15 protein-coding genes are annotated in these 16,705 nt (G+C 69.6%); 7 read left to right on the forward strand and 8 right to left on the reverse strand.

The genetic code is table 11. The annotated features are described in order from the left end of the window. The first annotated feature begins 77 nt into the window (after window positions 1-77). Genes ACFVR6_RS09445 through ACFVR6_RS09460 form a run of 4 tightly spaced genes read left to right on the forward strand, consistent with a single transcriptional unit; the run spans window position 78 to window position 4,129 of the window. Window positions 78-791: an alpha/beta hydrolase gene (locus ACFVR6_RS09445; protein WP_386961805.1), complete on the forward strand. Its 714-nt coding sequence runs from the start codon at window positions 78-80 to the stop codon at window positions 789-791. Window positions 792-834: 43 nt separating this feature from the next. Next, window positions 835-2,172 (forward strand): flavin-containing monooxygenase, encoded by a 1,338-nt coding sequence (locus ACFVR6_RS09450; RefSeq protein WP_386961808.1) that lies wholly within the window; start codon window positions 835-837, stop codon window positions 2,170-2,172. Then, a complete protein-coding gene (locus ACFVR6_RS09455) occupies window positions 2,169-3,161 on the forward strand; it encodes a bile acid:sodium symporter family protein (RefSeq protein WP_386961811.1) in 993 nt (330 codons plus the stop codon). Before ACFVR6_RS09450 ends, ACFVR6_RS09455 begins: the two co-directional genes overlap by 4 nt. After that, window positions 3,158-4,129, forward strand: coding sequence for an SDR family oxidoreductase (locus ACFVR6_RS09460; RefSeq protein WP_386961814.1), 972 nt, complete (start codon window positions 3,158-3,160; stop codon window positions 4,127-4,129). The genes ACFVR6_RS09455 and ACFVR6_RS09460 overlap by 4 nt, the downstream gene beginning before the upstream one ends. A gap of 238 nt (window positions 4,130-4,367) precedes the next feature. On the opposite strand, the gene ACFVR6_RS09465 is transcribed toward ACFVR6_RS09460, so the two are convergent. The 8 genes from ACFVR6_RS09465 to ACFVR6_RS09500 form a co-directional block, all read right to left on the reverse strand. Continuing rightward, a complete protein-coding gene (locus tag ACFVR6_RS09465; protein WP_386961817.1) occupies window positions 4,368-5,483 on the reverse strand; it encodes an adenosine deaminase in 1,116 nt (371 codons plus the stop codon). Between the two features lie 25 nt (window positions 5,484-5,508). Then, entirely contained in the window at window positions 5,509-6,807 is a 1,299-nt protein-coding gene (locus ACFVR6_RS09470; RefSeq protein ID WP_386961820.1) for a thymidine phosphorylase, read from the reverse strand. Then, window positions 6,804-7,205, reverse strand: coding sequence for a cytidine deaminase (locus ACFVR6_RS09475; RefSeq protein ID WP_386961823.1), 402 nt, complete (start codon window positions 7,203-7,205; stop codon window positions 6,804-6,806). The genes ACFVR6_RS09470 and ACFVR6_RS09475 overlap by 4 nt, the downstream gene beginning before the upstream one ends. 2 nt (window positions 7,206-7,207) lie before the next feature. Next, a complete protein-coding gene (locus tag ACFVR6_RS09480) occupies window positions 7,208-8,485 on the reverse strand; it encodes an ABC transporter permease (RefSeq protein ID WP_386961826.1) in 1,278 nt (425 codons plus the stop codon). After that, complete coding sequence (locus tag ACFVR6_RS09485; protein ID WP_386961829.1) at window positions 8,482-9,795, reverse strand: ABC transporter permease; 1,314 nt, start codon at window positions 9,793-9,795, stop codon at window positions 8,482-8,484. Before ACFVR6_RS09485 ends, ACFVR6_RS09480 begins: the two co-directional genes overlap by 4 nt. After that, window positions 9,792-11,306: an ABC transporter ATP-binding protein gene (locus tag ACFVR6_RS09490; protein ID WP_386961831.1), complete on the reverse strand. Its 1,515-nt coding sequence runs from the start codon at window positions 11,304-11,306 to the stop codon at window positions 9,792-9,794. Before ACFVR6_RS09490 ends, ACFVR6_RS09485 begins: the two co-directional genes overlap by 4 nt. A gap of 116 nt (window positions 11,307-11,422) precedes the next feature. Beyond that, the gene (locus ACFVR6_RS09495) at window positions 11,423-12,538 is read right to left on the reverse strand and encodes a BMP family lipoprotein (protein WP_386961834.1); all 1,116 of its coding nucleotides are present in this window, start codon (window positions 12,536-12,538) and stop codon (window positions 11,423-11,425) included. A 136-nt stretch (window positions 12,539-12,674) separates the two neighbouring features. Further along, the gene (locus tag ACFVR6_RS09500; protein WP_386961836.1) at window positions 12,675-13,790 is read right to left on the reverse strand and encodes a mannose-1-phosphate guanylyltransferase; all 1,116 of its coding nucleotides are present in this window, start codon (window positions 13,788-13,790) and stop codon (window positions 12,675-12,677) included. Between the two features lie 177 nt (window positions 13,791-13,967). Here ACFVR6_RS09500 and sdhC point away from each other — a divergent pair, with 177 nt between their 5' ends. Genes sdhC through sdhA form a run of 3 tightly spaced genes read left to right on the forward strand, consistent with a single transcriptional unit; the run spans window position 13,968 to window position 16,704 of the window. Beyond that, window positions 13,968-14,402: a succinate dehydrogenase, cytochrome b556 subunit gene (gene sdhC / locus ACFVR6_RS09505; protein ID WP_386961839.1), complete on the forward strand. Its 435-nt coding sequence runs from the start codon at window positions 13,968-13,970 to the stop codon at window positions 14,400-14,402. Beyond that, window positions 14,402-14,857 carry a succinate dehydrogenase hydrophobic membrane anchor subunit gene (locus ACFVR6_RS09510; RefSeq protein WP_386961841.1) on the forward strand — a complete coding sequence of 152 codons (456 nt, stop codon included), beginning with the start codon at window positions 14,402-14,404 and terminating at the stop codon, window positions 14,855-14,857. The genes sdhC and ACFVR6_RS09510 overlap by 1 nt, the downstream gene beginning before the upstream one ends. A 41-nt stretch (window positions 14,858-14,898) precedes the next feature. Continuing rightward, complete coding sequence (sdhA, locus tag ACFVR6_RS09515; protein ID WP_386961844.1) at window positions 14,899-16,704, forward strand: succinate dehydrogenase flavoprotein subunit; 1,806 nt, start codon at window positions 14,899-14,901, stop codon at window positions 16,702-16,704. The last annotated feature ends 1 nt before the right edge of the window (window position 16,705 follow it).

Raw genomic sequence — 16,705 nt, forward strand, 5'->3', positions numbered from 1 at the left:
GTGAGGGCACGGAGGCGACTCCGGGCCCTCACGCGGCGCCGACCCGCCCGCGCCGAGGCCGACGCATCCTGCGCTGGGTGCTCCTCTGCCTCGGCGCGCTCGTCGTGGCCGCGGTCGTGGGCGTCGTCGTGTGGACCCAGGTCGGCGTCATGGCCGCCGAGCCCGAACCCCTCGCGGCGGTGCGCGCAGATGAGCGCATCTCGATCACCGACGACGCCGCCGGCATCGTGCTCTCGCCCGCCGATGGCCCGTCCGACACCGGCCTGGTGTTCATCCCGGGCGCGAAGGTAGACCCGTGGGCTTACGCCGCGACCCTCGCCGACGTCGTCGCCGAGGACGGTGTGACGGTGGTCATCACCAAACCCTGGCTGAACCTCGCCTTCTTCGACCTGCGCGGCCTCGATGCGTTCACGTCCCTCGCTCCGGACGTGTCGACGTGGATTGTCGGCGGGCACTCCCTGGGCGGCGTGCGCGCCTGCCAGCTGGCGGCGGATGCCGATGCGCTGGCTCTGTTCGCCTCGTACTGCGCCACCGATCTGGCCGCCAGCGACCTTGCGGTCGTGAGTCTCGCCGGCAGCGAGGACGGCCTCTCGACCCCGGAGAAGATCGCCGACGCGCGGCATCTGCTGCCCGCCGACGCCGACATGGTGGAGATCGACGGCGCCTCGCACGCGTCGTTCGGCGCGTACGGTCCGCAGGCCGGCGATGGCACACCGACCATCACCGACGACGAGATGGCGGCGCGCATCGCCGATGAGCTGGGCGCCTTCGTCGCGCAGGGTCTCGGTTAACAGGCGCTAACATCGACCCTGGACGACGAAGTCTGGGGAGAACATGCACGCGCACTATGCCGTCATCGGCGCCGGCCCATCGGGCCTGGCCATCGCACGAGCCCTGTCACGGGCAGGACTGGAATGGGACGGCTACGAGGCCGCCGGCGGCGTCGGCGGGCTCTGGGACATCGACAACCCCCGCTCCACGATGTACGAGTCCGCGCATCTCATCTCCTCCCGCACGACCACCCAGTTCGCGGAGTTCCCGATGGCGACCTCCGTCGACTACCCGGGACACCGCACCCTCCTGCAGTACTTCCGCGACTACGCCGAGCGGTTCGGTCTGACCGAGCGGTTCCGCTTCGACACCCGGGTCACCGACGTCTCCCGCCAGGACGACGGGTCGTGGCAGGTGACGGCGACCGGGCCTGAGGGAGCGCGCACCGAGACGTACGCGGGTGTGATCCTCGCCAACGGCACCCTCGCCGAGCCCCACATGCCGGAGTTCCCGGGCACCTACACCGGCGACCTGCGGCACACCAGCACCTACAAGCGCGCGAGTTCGCTCGCCGGCCGGAGGGTGCTCATCATCGGCGCAGGCAATTCGGGCTGCGACATCGCGGTGGATGCCGTGCACCACGCGGCATCCGTCGACATGAGCGTGCGCCGCGGCTACTACTTCGTGCCCCGGTACCTCTTCGGCAGGCCGTCGGACACCCTCAACCAGGGCCGGCCGCTGCCGGCGCGCATCAAGCAGTTCATCGACACCCGGGTGCTGCGGGCCTTCACCGGCGACCCGGCGCGGTTCGGCTTCCCCCGGCCGGACTACCGCATCTACGAATCGCACCCCGTCGTCAACACCCTGCTGCTGAACCACCTCGGGCAGGGCGACCTGCGCATCCGCCCCGACATCGCGCGCTTCGACGGCACCACGGTGCACTTCCGCGACGGCACGTCGGGCGATTACGACACCGTGCTGCTGGCGACCGGCTACACGCTGGACTACCCGTTCGTCGATCGCGCCGAGCTCAATTGGCGCGGCTGGTCACCGCAGCTGTACCTCAACGTCTTCCCGCCGGCGTTTCGCGGGCTCTTCGTCATGGGCATGATCGAGGCCTCCGGCATCGGCTGGCAGGGCCGGTACGAGCAGGCGGAGCTGATCGCGGCGTACCTCGCCGCGCCCGCCGAGCGGCAGCGGGAGTTCCGGGCGCGGGTGGATGCCGCCCCCTGGCCCGATCTCACCGGCGGCTACCGGTACCTGGGGCTCGAGCGCATGTCGTACTACGTGAACAAGGACGCCTACCGCCGCGCCGTCCGCGACGCGACCGAGGCGCTCCGCGCGAGCGCGCCGCCGCGGCGCGGTGGCGTGGAGCGCGTCGCGAAGCGGGTGTCGGCATGAACCCCGACGAGGTGATCCTCAACTTCACCCCCGGCACGCTCATGATCCTCAACGTGGTGCTGGCACTCATCATGCTGGGCATCGCCCTGGACACCTCGCTGGACGACTTCAGGATCGTCGCCCGCAAGCCGAAGCCGTTCGCCATCGCCATCCTCGCGCAGCTGCTGGTGCTGCCCGCGGTCACGCTCGGCCTCACGCTCGTGCTGCCGGTGAGCCCGTCGATGGCACTGGGCATGATCCTCGTGGCCTGCTGCCCGCCCGGGAACATCTCGCAGGTGCTCACGCATCGCTCGGGCGGCAACGTCGCGCTGTCGGTGTCGATGACGGCGGTGGGCAACCTCCTCTACATCGTCGTGCTGCCCTTCAGCATCGCCTTCTGGGGATCGCTGCGGGCCGACACCCGCGAGCTGCTCTCGGCGGTGTCGCTGAACGGCTGGCAGATGCTGCTGGAGATCCTCCTCATCATCGGCGTGCCCTTCCTCATCGGCCTCGCGGTACGCGAGAAGCTCCCCCGCGTCGCCCGCCGGGTGCAACCGTTCGTGAAGTGGTTCTCGCTCCTCGCGCTGGTCGGATTCATCGTGGCAGCGCTCGCGGGCAACTGGGCGTACTTCGTCGCCTTCCTCGGGATCATCATCGTGGTCGTCACGATCCACGACGCCGTCGCGCTCGCGATCGGGTACGGCACCGCCGTCGCGGGGGGCCTGGGCACCCGTGAGCGCAAGGCGATGACGTTCGAAGTCGGCATCCGCAACGCCGGTCTCGGGCTGGGACTCGTGTTCACCTTCTTCGGCGGGCTCGGCGGCATGGCCATCGTCGCCGGCTGGTGGGGCATCTGGGACATCATCGCCGGCCTCGTCGTGGCGGCCCTGTGGGCGCGTCACACCCGCCGGCGCACCGGGTCGGCCACGGGCGATGCGTCACGCCACGCCACGGTCGGCGACGCGCGTCGCGACCACGGCGTGACCGGCGACGAAAGGAGCGCGTCGTGACGGGAGCGGCGGCGGGCGGGCGGGTACTGGTGACCGGCGGCGGCGGATTCCTCGGCACCCACGTGACCGCAGCGCTCCGCGCGGCCGCCGGGGTGGACCTCGTCGTCGCCGGCGACGTGCGCACCCCGGCCGCCCCGGTGCCGGGCGTCGTGTACGAGACCCTCGACGTGACGAGCCCCGACGGCATCGCGCCGATGCTCCTGCGCCACGGCATCGACGTGGTGGTGCACCTGGCCGCCATCGTGAGCCCCGGGCGCGATCACGACCTGGAGTACCGCGTCGACGTCGACGGCACCCGCCATGTGCTCGAGGCGTGCCTCGAGGCGGGGGTGCGACGCGTCGTCGTGTCGTCGTCGGGCGCGGCCTACGGCTACCACCCCGACAACCCGGAGTGGCTCCGCGAGGAGCACCCGGTGCGCGGCAACGAGGAGTTCCCCTACGCCAAGCACAAGCGACTCGTCGAGCAGCTGCTGGCCGGGTACCGCATGGCCCACCCGGAGCTGGAGCAGGTGGTGTTCCGCATCGGGACGATCCTCGGCCCCACGGTGGCGAACCAGATCACCGCCCTGTGGGACGGCCGCGGCGTTCTCGCCGTGCGCGGCTCGGACTCGCCGTTCGTGTTCGTGTGGGTCGACGACGTGGCCGCAGCCATGGCCCGCGGCGCCACCGACGGTCCGCCCGGGGTCTACAACGTCGCCGGTGACGGCCGGCTGACCGTTCATGAGATCGCCGCGCGGCTGCGCAAGCCCGTCGTCTCGGTGCCGCCCGGCGCACTCGCGGCGGCGCTGCGGGTGGGGCGGGCGCTGCGGCTCACGGTGCACGGACCCGAGCAGGTGGGCTTCCTCCGCTACCGGCCGGTGCTCGCCAACGATGCGCTCAAGCGCGAGTTCGGCTACACGCCCGCCCTCACCAGTGCCGAGGCCTTCGAGGCATACCTCGACACGCACCCCGGCGTCGCGCGCCGCTGACGCGGCCTCCGGCATCCCCGCACCGGCTCAAGCGCCGGCCCGTCACCCGATACGCGCCCCAAACCGGCCCGGACGCCGGCCCGTCACCCGATACGCGCCCCGAACCGGCCCGGACGCCGGCCCGTCACCCGATACGCGCCCCAAACCGGCCCGGACGCCGGCCGTCACCCGATACGCGCCCCAAACCGGCCCGGACGCCGGCGACGCGCGGCGGCGGCGGTGAGGTGAGCCCCCGCGGTCAGCGGGCGAAGCCGTCGGCGATGAGCTCGATGAGCTCCTCGCGCTCCTCGACCGAGAGGAACGCGGCGGCTGCGGCGTTCAGCTGGAACGCCTCCAGATCGCCGAGGTCGTACTCGAACGTCTCCGCCAGCAGCGCCAGCTCGCGCGTGAGCGAGGTGCCGCTCTGCGTGCGGTTGTCGACGTTCACCGTCACCGAGAAGCCCAGCTGGTAGAGCAGGTCGAACGGGTGGTCCTCGAGTTCCTTGCCCCACCGCTCGATCGCGCCGGTCTGCAGGTTCGACGAGGGCGACAGCTCGAGCGGGATCTCGCGGTCGCGCACCCAGCGCGCGAGGTCGCCCAGCTGCACGAACACCTCTTCGCCCTCGCGGGAGACGACTTCGAGGTCCTCCGCGATGCGCACGCCGTGACCGAGGCGCAGCGCGCGCCCGTCGATGAGCGCCGAGCGGATCGAGTCGAGCCCGGCCGCCTCTCCGGCGTGCACCGTGACGGGGAAGAACTGCGACGCGAGGTAGTCGAATGCCGCACGGTGGTTGGACGGCGGGAAGCCGTCCTCGGGGCCGGCGATGTCGAAGCCGACCGCGCCGCGCGTGCGGAAATCGACCGCGAGCTTCGCAATCTCCAGCGAGCGGTCGGTGTGGCGCATCGCGGTGATCAGCTGACCCACGCGGATGTCGCGGCCCGCCGCCTCGACGGCATCCTCACCCTCTTCGATGCCCTCCTGCACGGCTTCGACGACCTCTTCGAGGGTCAGTCCGCCCTGCAGGTGCTGCTCGGGTGCCCAGCGCACCTCGCCGTAGACCACGCCGTCGGCGGCGAGGTCCTCGACGAATTCCCGTGCCACGCGTGTCAGGCCCTCGCGGGTCTGCATGACGGCCGTGGTCAGGTCGAACGTCTTCAGGTACTCCACGAGGGAGCCCGAGTCGCTGCGCTCCTCGAACCAGTCGGCGAGGGCGCCGGCGTCGGTCTCGGGGACCTCGAGCGAGATCGCGTCGGCGAGCTCGATGATCGTCGCCGGGCGCACCGCGCCGTCGAGGTGATCGTGCAGCGAGACCTTCGGCAGCTCGCGGATCGAGACTCCCTGCACGCGGACGTCGTCGTTCTGATCGATGGCCATGGCGGCTTCCTTCGTTCGGTGCGGTTCAGGCGGTGATGCGCTCGAGCACGAGCGGGCGGGCGGGCGGAGCCGTGTCGCCGATCTCCCATGCGCCCTCGAGGGCGTCGAAGGCGCGGGCGAACCGCTTGTCATCATCGGCCAGCAAGGTGAACAACGGCTGACCCTCGGTCACCGTGTCGCCGGGCTTGACGTGCAGGTCGATGCCCGCGGCGTGCAGCACGGGGTCCTGCGCGCGGGCGCGGCCGGCGCCCAGCCGCCACGCCGCGATGCCGAACGGCAGAGCGTCGAGACGGGTGAGGATGCCGGAGGAGCCGGCGGTGACGGTGTGCGTCTCCCGGGGCTCGGGGAGCGCGGCATCCGGGTCGCCGTCCTGCGCGCGGATCATCGCACGCCACGTGTCCATCGCGCGGCCGTCGCGCAGCGCCGCTTCGACGTCGGCGTCGGGCTGACCGGCGAGGGTGAGCATCTCGCGGGCGAGTGCGACGGTGAGCTCGACGATGTCGGCGGGGCCGCCGCCGGCGAGCACCTCGACGGATTCGCGCACCTCGTTGGCGTTGCCGATCGCGAGGCCGAGCGGGGTGTTCATGTCGGTGAGCAGCGCCGTGGTCGCGACCCCCGAGTCGGTGCCCAGCGCCACCATGGTGCGGGCGAGCTCGCGGGCCTTGTCGACATCGCGCATGAACGCGCCGCCGCCGAACTTCACGTCGAGCACGAGCGCGTCGGTGCCTTCGGCGATCTTCTTGGACATGATGCTCGAGGCGATGAGCGGGATGGCCTCGACGGTGCCGGTGACATCGCGCAGCGCGTAGAGCCGCTTGTCGGCCGGGGCCAGGCCCGAGCCGGCGGCGCAGATGACGGCGCCGATGTCGCGCAGCTGGGCGAACAGCTCGTCGTTGGTGAGGGCGGCGCGCCAGCCGGGGATCGACTCGAGCTTGTCCAGCGTCCCGCCGGTGTGACCGAGACCGCGTCCCGACAGCTGCGGCACGGCGACGCCGAAAGAGGCCACCAACGGTGCGAGCGGCAGGGTGATCTTGTCGCCGACGCCACCGGTGGAGTGCTTGTCGACGGTGGGCTTGCCGAGCGAGGCGAAGCTCATCCGCTCCCCCGAGGCGATCATCGCGTCGGTGAGCACGCGAATCTCACGCCGCTGCATGCCGTTGAGCAGCACCGCCATCGCGAACGACGCCATCTGCGCGTCGGCGACGTAGCCGCGGGTGAAGGCGTCCACCATCCACCGCAGGGCATCGTCGGGCACCGCGCCGCCATCGCGCTTGGCGCGGATGACGTCGACGGCGTCGAACGGCTCGACGTGCTCGGAACTCATCGGGAAGCCTCCTCGAGGTCGCGGGGCCCGAACGCGTCGGGCAGCACCTCGTCGATCGTGCGGATGCCGGAGACGGTCTCCAGCAGCATGCCCGGCAGGGCGAATTCGTACAGCAGCTGTCGGCAGCGGCCGCAGGGCATGATGGTCTGCCCGTCGTTGTTGACGCAGACGAAGGCGACGAGCTGCCCGCCGCCGGACATCTGCAGGTCGCCCACGAGCGCGCATTCAGCGCACAGGCCCACGCCGTAAGAGGCGTTCTCGACGTTGCAGCCGGCGACGATGCGGCCGTCGGTCACGAGTGCGGCGGCTCCGACGCGGTAGCGCGAGTACGGGGCGTACGCCCGCTGCATGGCCTCCGTCGCGACGGCGCGGAGATGGTCCCAATCGATATCGGTCATTGTCAACCCTTGATGTACGGCTTGCCGGCCGCTGCGGGTCCGCGGATCTGCCCGGCGAATCCGGCGACGGCGATGATGGTCACCACGTACGGGAGCATCAGCATGAACTCGCTGGGGATGGGCGTACGCAGGGCCGTCAGCAGGTTCTGCAGGTTCGTGGCAAAGCCGAACAGCAGCGCCGCGAGGGCTGCGCGCAGCGGATCCCAGCGACCGAAGATCACCGCCGCCAGGGCGATGAAGCCGAGGCCCGCGGTCATCTCCTTCGTGAACTGCGGCACCGACACCAGCGTGAAGTACGCCCCGCCCATACCGGCGATGGCGCCGGCCAGCGACACGTTCCAGAAGCGGGACACGTTCACCTTGATGCCGACGGTGTCGGCCGCCTGCGGGTGCTCGCCCACGGCGCGCAGCCGCAGGCCCCAGCGGGTGCGGTACAGCGCCCACGCGACGACGGCCACCGTGATGTACATGAGGTACACGAGGAAGGTTTGGTTGAACAGCACCGGGCCGATGATCGGGATGTCGCTCAGCAGCGGGATCTCCAGGCGCGTGAAGCGCACCGGCCGGTTGAGCTGCTCCTCGTTGGGCACCAGCAGCGCGCCGTAGAGGAAGCCGGTGAGGCCGGTGACGAGCACGTTGAGCACGACACCGACGATGACCTGGTCGACGAGGTACTTGATCGCGAAGGCGGCCAGCACGAACGACACCAGAACGCCGCCCATCATCGCGCCGATGAGGCCGATGAAGGGGTTGCCGGTGATCGACGACAGCAGCGCCGAGGAGAACGCCCCCAGCAGCAGCTGGCCCTCGATGGCGACGTTGACCACGCCGACGCGTTCGCCGATGACACCGCCGAGGGCGCCGAAGACCAGCGGCACCGACAGCGAGATGGCGCCGAACAGCAGGCCGGTGACGGGCACGAGCCCGTCGGCGGCGGCCCACACCAGGAACGCGAACACGGCCAGGAGGCCGAAGACGATGGGCAGCCACAGCGCCGGACGGCGGTACGACCAGGCATCCCAGGCCGACCATGCCGTGAGCAGCACGAGCATGACCAGCAGCAGCCAGCTGGTGGTCGCCGTCGGCAATTCCACCTCGGGCAGCACGATCGCCGAGGTGGCATCGCCGAGGCGGAAGGTGCTGACGCCGTCGCGCGGGGCGAGCAGGAACAGCACCGCCAGCAGCAGGGTGACGATCCCCAGCACGATGGGCAGCTTCAGGTGACGCTGCTTGACGGTGGTGAGCGTCATGCCGGATGCGGCGGGAGCCTGAGCGGTCATGCCGTCACCGCCTTCTTCGCGGCCTTGGCTCGCGCCTTGGCAGCCTTCTCCGCGTCGGTCTTGGGCAGGAAGAAGATCGTGCGCAGCAGTGGCGGCGCCGCGATCAGCAGCACGATGAGCGCCTGCACGACCAGCACGATGTCGACCGGGATACCCTGGGCCTGCATCGAGAACGACCCGGCCTTGAGCGCCCCGAACAGGATGCCGGCGGCGAAGGTGCCCCACGCGCGGCTGCGGCCGAGCAGGGCGACGGTGATCGCGTCGAAGCCGATGCCGGCGTCGATGGTGCCGGTGAAGCCGGTGGTCACCGACCCCTGGATCTGGTTCATCGCGGCCAGGCCCGCCAGGCCACCGGCGAAGAGCATCGCGTAGATGTAGATGCGCTGCACGCTGATGCCGGCGGCGCGCGCGGCGAACGGGTTCTCACCCACGGCGCGCATGCGCACACCGAGGCTGGAGTACTCCACCACCCACCAGACGATGAGCGTCGCGATGATGACGACGATGAAGCCCCAGTCCAGCAGCGGGAAGGCCGGCCCGAACAGGTCGGGGAACTGCGCCGACTCGGGGGTGGCCGAGGTGATCGGCTGGTTGGTCCCCGGCTTCTGCAGCAGTCCGGGTGTGCGGATCATCCACAGCAGCAGGTAGTACGCCACGTAGTTGAGCATGATCGTGAGGATCACCTCGTGGGCGCCGGTGCGGGCCTTGAGCAGGCCCACGATGCCGCCCCAGATCGCTCCGCCGAGGATGCCGGCCAGCAGCGTCAGGGGCAGGTGCGCCCAGATGGGCATGTCGAGGTTGAAGGCGAAGAAGGCCGCGAAGATCGCGCCGACCAGCATCTGACCGCGGGCGCCGATGTTGAACAGGCCCACGCGGAACGCCAGCGCGACACCGAGACCGGCGGCGATCAGCGGTGCGGCGAAGCCGAGGGAGTTGGTCAGCGGGCGGATCTGCGCGGCGAAGTCCGCCCCGCGCGGGTTGAACACCGCGCCGCGGAACAGCGCCTCGTACCCGCCGTACACCGACTGCCAGATCGCGACGAACGTGTCGCCGGGACGGGCGAAGAAGTAGACCGCCGACTCCTGCACGTCGTCATCGGTGAGGGCGATGAGGATGCCGCCGACGATCATCGCCAGCACGATCGCGAGGATCGTGGTGACGGCGCTGCCGCGCAGCAGGTCCTTGATGAAGACGTTGGTGCGGGGCGGCGCCGGGTCGGGCTCGCCGGTGAGCGGGCTCTTGACGGGCGGGAGCTGCTCGGGAGGCAGCCCCTTGGTCACATCCTCGGCACCGGGCGTCGTGCCGGTCATGCTGCCACCTCCGGGTCGCTGGCTCCGGCCATCATCAGGCCGAGGATGTCACGCGGCGTGTCGCCGGGGACGACGCCGACGATCGTGCCGCGATACATGACCGCGATGCGATCGGCGAGGGCGGTGACCTCGTCGAGCTCGGTGGACACGACGATCACCGGCACGCCGGCATCCCGTGTCTCGATGATCCGCTTGTGGATGAACTCGATCGATCCGACGTCGACGCCACGGGTCGGCTGTGCGGCCACGAGCAGCCGCAGCTCGCGGCTGAGCTCGCGGGCGATGACGACCTTCTGCTGGTTGCCGCCGGAGAGCGTGCCGGCCGGGGTCTCCGGCCCGCGCGTGCGGATGTCGTACTCCTCGATGCGATCGCGGGCGAAGGCGTCGAGGGCGGAGCGGTTGATCGTGCCGAGCCGCACGAAGGCGGGGTCGGACGACCGGTCGAGGATGAGGTTCTCGGCGACCGAGAACCCGCCCACGAGGCCGTCCTCGGTGCGGTCCTCGGGGACGAAGCCGACGCCCTCGTCGAGGATGCCGCGCACGGTCTTGCCGATGAGCTCGGTGCCGTCGAGGCTGATGGAGCCCTCCACCCGGGCGGCGAGCCCGACGATGGCCTCGACCAGTTCGGTCTGCCCGTTGCCCTGCACACCGGCGATGGCGAGCACCTCGCCGGGACGCACGTCGAAGTTGACGTCGTCGACGATGACGGTCCCACCCAGGGTGAGCACCCGCAGGTCGCGCACCTCGAGGCCGCCTTCGCCGATGCGCGGCGGCTGCTTGTGCACGGTGAGCTCGACCGCGCGGCCGACCATGAGCGAGGCGAGCTCGGTGTTCGTGGCGGTCGGCGAAGCCTCGCCCACCACGGCGCCGAGCCGGATGACGGTGATGCGGTCGGCGACTTCGCGCACCTCGCGGAGCTTGTGGGTGATGAAGACGATGGAGGTGCCCTCGTCGCGCAGCTGGCGCATGATCGCCATCAGCTCGTCGGTCTCCTGGGGCGTGAGCACCGCAGTGGGCTCGTCGAAGACGAGCACCTTGGCATCGCGGGACAGCGCCTTGATGATCTCCACGCGCTGCTGCACCCCGACGGGCAGGTCGCCGACCATCGCGTCGGGGTCGATGTCGAACCCGAACCGGTCGGCGACGGCGTGCACGTGCGCCCGTGCCGCCGCGAGGTCGAGGACGCCGGGGCCCTTGGTGGACTCGTGTCCCAGCATCACGTTCTCGGCGACGGTGAACACGGGGATCAGCATGAAGTGCTGATGCACCATGCCGATGCCTGCGGCCATGGCGTCGCCGGGACCGCGGAAGTGCTGCACCTCGTCATCGAGGAGGATCTCGCCCTCGTCAGCCTGGTAGAGGCCGTAGAGGACGTTCATCAAGGTCGACTTGCCGGCTCCGTTCTCACCCAGGAGCGCGTGGATCTCACCCGGTTCGACGGTGAGGTCGATCCGGTCGTTGGCGACGAGGCTGCCGAATCTCTTTGTGATCCCGCGTAGCTCGAGCTTCATAACTGCACCTTATCCAGCACGTCGATCCTTGTGGGACACGTGACGTGCGCGTTGTGGGGGACGGCTCGGGGCGAGCAACGAGTGATCGCTGCTCGCCCCGAGCGTGACTCACGAGGTCACGGGGAGTTCGGCGACTCCACCACGATGTCACCGGCGATGATCTGCTCCTGCAGAGCGGCCAGCTCGTCGAGCAGACCCTCCGGGAGCTCCGCCTCGAAGTCGTGGAAGCTGGACAGCTTCACGCCCTCGTTCTCGAGCGTGCCGATGTACGGCGTCACGTCGAAGTCGCCGGCTGCAGCCTCGAGCGTCGCGTCGTAGACGGCGACGTCGATGGCCTTCATGATCGACAGCAGCGTGATGTCGGCGACGGTGTCGTCGGCGACGGCGAGGTCCTTGTCGACACCCAGCATCAGCACGTCCGAGCCGCTGTCGGCGATGGCCGCTGCCGCGCTCTGGTAGATCGGACCGCCGACGGGGAGGATGACGTCCACGCCCTGGTCGAGCACGGCCTGCGCGGTCTGCTTGGCGGTGTCGTTCGCGGTGAAGCCACCGGTGAACTGACCCTCCTGCGACGCGGAGTCCCAACCGAAGACCTCGACGGCAGCGCCCTTGTCCTCGTTGAACTTGTCGACACCGAGCTCGAAGCCGTCCATGAACACGGCGACCGACGGGATCTGCATGCCGCCGAAGGTGCCGACCTTGTTCACGCCGTTCTGCTCGGACCATGCCGCGGCAGCGTAGCCGCCGAGGTAGGCCGCCTGAGCGGTGTCGAAGACGAGGGGCTTGATGTTCGGGGCATCGGTGGTGCCGTCGAAGTCGTTGTCTGCCCAGTCGTCGATGATCGCGTAGTCGACCTCGGGGTTGGCCAGAGCCGACTCCACGGTCGCGGCCGACAGGTTGAACCCGACCGACACGATGAACGTGCAGCCTTCCGAGACGAGGGTCTCGAGGTTCGGGGCGTAGTCGTTCGGAGTCGTCGACTCCATCTCGATGCCCTCGATGTCGAGCTCCTCGAGCGCGCGGTCCATGCCTTCCTTGGCGGCCTGGTTGAACGAGCGGTCGTTCCACCCGCCTTCGTCCGAGATCAGGCAGGGCTTGAAGTCGTCAGCGGGCTCGGGTGCCGCGCTGCCGCCGGTGTTCTCCTCGGGTGCCGAACCGCAGCCGGCGAGCGCCACGAGCAGCGCTGCTGCGCCGGTGACACCGAGGACCTTTTTGGTGGTCGAGATGGTCAATGCAGCCTCCACATTGATGGGCTCGCGGATTTCGCGATCGCCCCTTGACGTTACCGATTGTTACGATACCTGTGCACGCTCCCAGGCCCTCCGCGGCGGAATGGTTACCAAGACGCAATCATCCCGTCACGCGGAGTCAGAGGACGTCGCCGCGACCGGTCAGTTTGAGCGCGTCCACGACGCCCTTCACGCGCTGGGCGTGCTCGCTCGTGGTCACCAGCAGCGCGTCGTCGGTGTCGACGACGATGATGTCCTTCACCCCGATGAGGCTGATGACGCGGCTCGTCTGGCTCACCACGATGCCGCTCGCGGCGTCGGAGAGGATGCGGGCGTTCTCACCCAGGATCGCCAGCTCGTTCTTGCGGCCGTGGGAGTTGAGTTTCGCGAGGCTCGCGAAGTCCCCCACGTCGTCCCAGTCGAAGTGACCGGGGATGACGGCGAGCTTGCCCTTCTCGGCCGCAGGCTCGGCCACGACGTAGTCGATGGCGATCTTGGGCAGGGTCGGCCACACCCGGTCCACGACCGGGCCGCGGCGGTCGCGGTCGTCCCAGGCCTCGGCGAGCTCGATGAGCCCGGCGTGCAGCTCCGGGGCGTTCTCGGCGATCTCGGCCAGCAGCACGTCGGCGCGCGAGATGAACATGCCGGCGTTCCACAGGTACGACCGGTTGGCGAAGTACTCCTTCGCGGTGTCGAGGTCGGGCTTCTCCACGAAGCGCTCCACCACCGCGGCCTCGGGCGCGCCCTCGACGATCAGCTCGCCGTCCTTCTTGATGTAGCCGAAGCCCACCGACGGCTCCGACGGCTGGATGCCGATGGTGCAGATGTAGCCGGCGCGGGCGACGGCCACGGCCTGCTGCACCGCGAATTCGAACGTGCGGGTGCCGTGGATGACGTGGTCGGCGGCGAACGAGCCGATGATGACGTCGGGCTCGCGTCGCACCAGGATGGCCGCTGCCAGTCCGATCGCGGCCGCCGATTCGCGCGGATCGGACTCGAGGAACACGTTGCGGTCGGGGATGGCCGGCAGCTGCTCCTCGACGGCGGCGCGGTGGGCGCGGCCGGTGACGACGGCGATGCGGTCGCTGCCCGCCAGCGGCTCCAGGCGATCCCACGTGTCACGCAGCAGCGTCTGACCCGAGCCGGTCAGATCGTGCAGGAACTTCGGGGCGTCGGCACGCGAGAGCGGCCACAGGCGGCTCCCGATGCCTCCGGCGGGAATGACGGCGTAGAAGTCGGGGAGGGTGTCGGCCATGCCCCCAGGCTATCCACACGCGGCATCCGCACCCCGACGCATCCGCCCGGGTAAGGCGTGCCTATGTCGCCCGCCCCGGATTCACCGGAATAGGATGGAGGCTGCGCCCCTGTGACGCAAGCGGGTTCCGCCCCTCGTGTGAGCGACCCGATCCCCCTTCGACCATGGAGGACGAAAGTGGCAGCTCCGGCACGCGTCACGCCCTCGGCAAGCGAAACCACGTCCAGAACCCCTCGCGGCACGCTCTATCGCGGCAATGAGGGCATGTGGTCGTGGGTCCTGCACCGCATCACCGGCGTCGCGATCTTCTTCTTCCTGCTCGTGCACGTGCTGGACACCGCACTCATCCGCGTGGCGCCCGAGGCATACGACGCGGTGATGAGCACCTACAAGAACCCGATCATGGGGATCGGCGAAGTGGTGCTGGTCGCCGCCATCGCCTACCACGCCTACAACGGCCTGCGCATCATCCTCGTGGACTTCTGGTCCAAGGGCGCCCGCTACCAGCGTCAGCTGTGGTGGGGCGTCATCGGCCTCTGGGCGGTGACGATGCTCGGCTTCACGCCGCGTCACCTCATGAACGTCTTCGCCGAGATGGGAGGGGGCCACTGATGAGCGCCGACACCCTTGCCGCACCCCGCACGCCCCACTCCACGCCCCGCAAGCGCGGCGCGAACCTGGAGAAGTGGGGCTGGATCTACATGCGCGCCTCCGGCGTGCTGCTGGTCGTCCTGATCTTCGGTCACCTGTTCGTCAACCTCATGCTGGGCGACGGCATCCACGGCATCGACTTCGCATTCGTCGCCGGCAAGTTCGCCTCGCCGTTCTGGCAGTGGTGGGACGTGCTGATGCTGTGGCTGGCCTTCATCCACGGCGCCAACGGCATGCGCACGATCGTCAACGACTACGTCACCGGCGCCACCGCGCGCCGCGTGCTGGTCTGGGCCATCTGGCTGTCGGCGGGCCTCATGATCGTCCTCGGCACGCTGGTCGTCTTCACCTTCGACCCCTGCCTCGGGATCGAGAACAGCACGACCGAGTGGCTCATCGAGAAGTGCGCGGCGTAGTTTCGCCGCGCGACGCAGCAGAGAACGAAGGCATCTGACACGTGAGTACGGAAACCGCTGGCACCGTCGTCAAGGACGGCGTCCACTACCACCAGTTCGACATCGTGATCGTCGGCGCCGGCGGCGCAGGCATGCGTGCGGCCATCGAGGCCGGACCCGGCGCGAAGACCGCCGTGATCACGAAGCTCTACCCGACCCGCTCGCACACCGGTGCGGCCCAGGGCGGCATGGCGGCGGCCCTGGCCAACGTCGAAGAGGACTCGTGGGAGTGGCACACCTTCGACACGGTCAAGGGCGGCGACTACCTCGTCGACCAGGATGCCGCGGAGATCCTCGCCAAGGAGGCGATCGACGCCGTCATCGACCTCGAGAACATGGGGCTGCCGTTCAACCGCACCCCCGAGGGCAAGATCGACCAGCGCCGCTTCGGCGGGCACACCGCCGACCACGGCAAGACCCCGGTGCGCCGTGCGTGCTACGCCGCCGACCGCACCGGCCACATGATCCTGCAGACGCTGTTCCAGAACTGCGTCCGCCTCGGCATCAACTTCTTCAACGAGTTCTACGTGCTCGACCTCATCACGGTCACCGCCGAGGACGGCTCCACCCAGGTCGCCGGCGTCGTGGCCTACGACCTGGCCACCGGAGACCTGCACGTCTTCCAGTCCAAGGCCGTGATCTTCGCCACCGGCGGCTTCGGCAAGATCTTCAAGACCACTTCCAACGCCCACACCCTCACCGGTGACGGCGTGGGGGTCATCTGGCGCAAGGGCCTGCCGCTGGAGGACATGGAGTTCTTCCAGTTCCACCCCACCGGCCTCGCGGGCCTCGGCATCCTCCTCACCGAGGGCGCCCGCGGCGAGGGCGCGATCCTGCGCAACGCCTCGGGTGAGCGCTTCATGGAGCGCTACGCCCCCACCATCAAGGACCTCGCCCCGCGCGACATCGTCAGCCGCTGCATGGTGCAGGAGGTGGCCGAGGGCCGCGGCGCGGGCCCCCACCGCGACTACGTGCTGCTGGACTGCACGCACCTGGGCGCCGAGGTGCTGGAGACCAAGCTCCCCGACATCACCGAGTTCGCCCGCACCTACCTCGGTGTCGACCCGGTCGTCGAGCCCGTCCCGGTCATGCCGACCGCGCACTACGCGATGGGCGGCATCCCCACCAACGTCAAGGCCGAGGTGCTCGCCGACAACACCACGGTCGTCCCCGGCCTCTACGCCGCCGGCGAATGCGCGTGCGTCTCGGTGCACGGCTCCAACCGCCTCGGCACCAACTCGCTGCTGGACATCAACGTGTTCGGCAAGCGCGCCGGGCGCAACGCCGTCGAGTACGTGCAGACGGCCGACTTCGTGCCGCTGCCCGAAGACCCCGCCAAGGATGTGCGGGAGATGCTCGAGAGCCTGCGCAACAACCCCGGCACCGAGCGGATCGCGGTGCTGCGCAAGACGCTGCAGGACGAGATGGACCGCAAGGCCCAGGTGTTCCGCACCGACGAGTCGCTCGCCGAGGTCATGGACGTCATCGCAGACCTGCGCGAGCGCTACCGCAACGTCCACGTCGACGACAAGGGCAAGCGGTTCAACACCGACCTGCTCGAGGCGGTCGAGCTGGGCTTCCTGCTCGACCTGGCCGAGGTCGTCGTCGTCACCGCCCGCAACCGCAAGGAGAGCCGCGGCGGCCACATGCGCGACGACTACCCCAAGCGCGACGACGAGAACTACATGAAGCACACGATGGCCTACCTCTCGGGTGACCCGCACTCCTCGCACCCGGAGGACCACATCCGGCTGGACTGGAAGCCCGTCGTCATCACCCGGTACCAGCCGATGGAGAGGAAGTACTAGG

It is taken from the genome of Microbacterium sp. NPDC058021 (genome assembly GCF_042885955.1).
In the GTDB taxonomy this organism is placed as follows: domain Bacteria; phylum Actinomycetota; class Actinomycetes; order Actinomycetales; family Microbacteriaceae; genus Microbacterium.

Coding starts and splice junctions, on each gene's coding strand:
- ACFVR6_RS09450 (WP_386961808.1), top strand. CDS start 835: ATGCACGCGCACTATGCCGTCATCGGCGCCGGCCCATCGGGCCTGGCC.
- ACFVR6_RS09455 (WP_386961811.1), top strand. CDS start 2,169: ATGAACCCCGACGAGGTGATCCTCAACTTCACCCCCGGCACGCTCATG.
- ACFVR6_RS09465 (WP_386961817.1), bottom strand. CDS start 5,483: ATGGCCATCGATCAGAACGACGACGTCCGCGTGCAGGGAGTCTCGATC.
- ACFVR6_RS09470 (WP_386961820.1), bottom strand. CDS start 6,807: ATGAGTTCCGAGCACGTCGAGCCGTTCGACGCCGTCGACGTCATCCGC.
- ACFVR6_RS09475 (WP_386961823.1), bottom strand. CDS start 7,205: ATGACCGATATCGATTGGGACCATCTCCGCGCCGTCGCGACGGAGGCC.
- ACFVR6_RS09480 (WP_386961826.1), bottom strand. CDS start 8,485: ATGACCGCTCAGGCTCCCGCCGCATCCGGCATGACGCTCACCACCGTC.
- ACFVR6_RS09485 (WP_386961829.1), bottom strand. CDS start 9,795: ATGACCGGCACGACGCCCGGTGCCGAGGATGTGACCAAGGGGCTGCCT.
- ACFVR6_RS09490 (WP_386961831.1), bottom strand. CDS start 11,306: ATGAAGCTCGAGCTACGCGGGATCACAAAGAGATTCGGCAGCCTCGTC.
- ACFVR6_RS09500 (WP_386961836.1), bottom strand. CDS start 13,790: ATGGCCGACACCCTCCCCGACTTCTACGCCGTCATTCCCGCCGGAGGC.
- ACFVR6_RS09510 (WP_386961841.1), top strand. CDS start 14,402: ATGAGCGCCGACACCCTTGCCGCACCCCGCACGCCCCACTCCACGCCC.